At 73.0% G+C, this 3,005-nt stretch carries 3 protein-coding genes; 2 read left to right on the top strand and 1 reads right to left on the bottom strand.

Annotated features, from left to right (window positions below; all coding sequences use genetic code 11):
* A partial coding sequence (locus tag E1291_RS40555) for an MFS transporter (RefSeq protein WP_131743330.1) occupies positions 1 to 1,500 on the bottom strand: 1,500 nt, incomplete at its 3' end.
* Positions 1,501 to 1,612: 112 nt separating this feature from the next.
* On the opposite strand from E1291_RS40555, the gene E1291_RS40550 reads away from it, so the two are divergent.
* Positions 1,613 to 2,344 carry a TetR/AcrR family transcriptional regulator C-terminal domain-containing protein gene (locus E1291_RS40550; RefSeq protein WP_131743328.1) on the top strand — a complete coding sequence of 244 codons (732 nt, stop codon included), beginning with the start codon at positions 1,613 to 1,615 and terminating at the stop codon, positions 2,342 to 2,344.
* A 36-nt stretch (positions 2,345 to 2,380) separates the two neighbouring features.
* Positions 2,381 to 2,896, top strand: coding sequence for a cupin domain-containing protein (locus E1291_RS40545; RefSeq protein ID WP_131743326.1), 516 nt, complete (start codon positions 2,381 to 2,383; stop codon positions 2,894 to 2,896).
* The last annotated feature ends 109 nt before the right edge of the window (positions 2,897 to 3,005 follow it).

The raw sequence follows: 3,005 nt of genomic DNA, 5'->3' as shown, positions 1-3,005 counted from the left end.
GGCGGGCGCCCCCGCGACCGCGCGCGGCCCGGGGCGCAGCACGAGGAACGCCACGAGCGCGGCGGCGAGGCCGCACCCGACCCCGGCCAGCGCCGTGGTCGACATGGCGTCGACGAAGGCGTCCTTCGCCGCGGCGGCCAGCCCGGTGTCCCCCGTGGCGGCGGCGATGGCCAGCGCCTCGCCGATGGAGTCGCGGGCGGGGCCGGTGACGCTCCCCGGCATCGCGCCCGAGTAGGTCGCCGTGAGGACGCTGCCGAGGACCGCGATGCTGAGCGCCTGGCCAACCTGCTGGACGGTGTCGTTGACCGCTGAGCCGACGCCGGCCCGCTCGGCGGGCAGGGCGCCGAGCAGCGTGCCGTAGGCGGCCGGCCCGGCGATGCCGCTGCCGGCGCCCATCACGACCAGCGCCACCGCCAGCAGCGGGTAGCCGTCCCCCGGCGACATCGTGGCCAGCACGCCGAACCCGGCGCCGAGCAGCGCGAGACCGGCGGCGAGCGCGACGCGGGCCCCGAGCCGCTTGTCCAGCACGACGCCGACGCCGTTGAAGGCCATCACGGTGACCAGCAGCGGGATGAACGCCAGGCCCGTCTTCATCGGGCTGTACCCGAGGACGAACTGCAGGTACTGGGTGAGCGCGAGCATCAGGCCGCCGGACGAGAACGACAGCAGCACGATCGACAGGCTCGCGCCGCTGAAGTCGCGGTCGCCGAACAGCCCGATGGGCAGCATCGGCTCGGCGACGTGCCGCTCCCAGAGCGCGAACGCGACCAGCGCGAGGACCGCGACGGCGAACCCGGCCCACACCCGCGCCGAGGACCAGCCGTCCCTCGGGACGAAGATGACCGCCCAGACCAGGGCCGTCATGCCGACGGTCGACAGCAGCGCGCCGAGCGGGTCCGGACGGCCCGCCGGGCCGCGCGACTCGGGGATGATCAGCAGCGCGGCGACCACCGCGAGCACCGCGACCGGGATGTTGATCAGGAACACCGAGCCCCACCAGAAGTGCTCCAGCAGCAGCCCGCCCGCGACGGGCCCGCCGAGCGCGCCGAGCATGAGCACCGAACTCCAGATGGCGATGGCCTTCTTGCGCTCCTTGTCGTCGAAGACGGTGGTGAGGATCGACAGCGTGCCCGGCATGAGGAACGCGCCGCCGATGCCCATCAGGGCGCGGGCGGCGATGAGCTGGCCCGCGGAGTCGGCGAGCGCGGCGGGCACCGAGGCGCCGCCGAACAGCACCAGCCCGACGATCAGGCCGCGGCGCCGGCCGTACCGGTCCGACAGGGCGCCCGCGGTGAGCAGCAGGCCCGCGAACACCACGATGTAGGCGTCCAGGATCCACTGGATGTCGGAGTTGCTCGCGTCGAGGCTGCGGATCAGCGACGGGATCGCGACGTTGAGGACGGTGTTGTCGATGACGACGACGAGAAGGCTCAGGCACAGGACGCCGAGGATCAGCCAGCGCCGCGGATGGGGAGCGGGCGTGGAGGGTGCGGCCGACATGGCACTCCGATTGGTACAGTGAACGACTTTTCGCACACTGTACTAATCTTAGAACAGTGTGCGCAAGGACATAGGCTGGCCTCCTCACCTGCCGCAGCATGGAGGCCAGCGCATGCCCCGCGACACCGACCCGATCGCCGACTCGGTCTGGATGCGTCCGGAGCGGGCGCGGCGGGGCCGCCCGCAGCTCAGCCGCGGGGAGATCGTCGCGGCGGCCGTCGCGCTGCTGGACGCCGAGGGCCTGGACGGGCTGAGCATGCGCCGGCTCGGCGCCGCGATCGGCGCGGGCGCGACCTCGCTGTACTTCTACGTCGCCCACAAGGACGAGCTGCTCGAACTGGCCCTGGACGAGGTCATGGGCGAGATCGCCCTCCCCGACCCCGCGCCGGCGGGGTGGCGGGCCGCGGCGGGCGACTTCGCGCGCGGCTTCCGGACCATGATCCTGCGCCACCCCTGGGTCGTCGCCCAGCTCGGCGTCCAGCCGGCCCTCGGCCCGCGCGCCATGCGGCTCAGCGACCGGTCGGTCGAGCTGTTCAACACGGCCGGGTTCGACGGCGCGACGCTCGCCTGGGCCAGCTCGCTGCTGATGTCGCACGCCATCGGCGCGGCCACGACCGAGACGGCGATGCGGCGCATGCTCGCCGACAGCGGCCAGGACGCCAACGAGCTGGGCGACCGCTTCGAACCGTATCTGGAGCGCATCGGCGCCCAGTACCCGAACCTCGCCGGCTGGTGGCGGGAGAACCGCGAGCTCGACTTCGAGTCCTACCAGGACGAGGCGTTCGAGTTCGGCCTGGAACGTCTGCTCGACGGCCTGGAGTCCTGGCTCGCCCGGCGGCGGTGACTACTCTCGGATTCCTGAGAATCTTGGGGGGAACGCATGTCCTATCCGGAGCCGCGCTACCTCGGCGAGACCGGCGAGAGCAGCGGGGTGCTGCGCGCCGCGGGCACCGAGCCCGACCTGTTCATCGGCCCGAGCGACGCCGACCGCGTCCACGGCGGCACCCGCGTCCACTACCTCGGCACGGGCGGCTCCACCGGCGGCGCCTTCGGGCTGTACCGCTGGGAGATGGGGCCGAAGCCGTCCGGGCCCGCGCCGCACTTCCACCGCACCATCACCGAGTCCTTCTACGTGCTGTCCGGGACGATCCGCCTGCATGACGGGACGGGCTGGAAGGACACGTCGCCGGGCGACTTCCTGTTCGTCCCCGAGGGCGGCGTCCACGGCTTCCGCAACGAGTCGGGCGAACCGGCCTCGATGCTGCTGCTGTTCACGCCCGGCGCGCCGCGCGAGGGCTACTTCGAGGAACTGGCCGAGATCGCCGCGTCCGGGCGGCGGCCGGACGAGGCCGAGTGGGAGGACATCTACCGCCGGCACGACCAGTACATGGTCTGACATGGCGCCGCGCCGGCCACCGGGTGGAGCACCCGGTGGCCGGCGCGACCCGGACGACCGAGGCGGTGCGGGAACTCCGCCGAGCCGAGAAGCTGGAAGCGGCGCACGT

Source organism: Actinomadura roseirufa (genome assembly GCF_900659635.1).
GTDB lineage: Bacteria > Actinomycetota > Actinomycetes > Streptosporangiales > Streptosporangiaceae > Spirillospora > Spirillospora roseirufa.
Note: the sequence above shows the minus strand (reverse complement) of the source record. Positions and strands in the feature narration are given on the sequence as shown.

Coding starts and splice junctions, on each gene's coding strand:
- E1291_RS40550 (WP_131743328.1), top strand. CDS start 1,613: ATGCCCCGCGACACCGACCCGATCGCCGACTCGGTCTGGATGCGTCCG.
- E1291_RS40545 (WP_131743326.1), top strand. CDS start 2,381: ATGTCCTATCCGGAGCCGCGCTACCTCGGCGAGACCGGCGAGAGCAGC.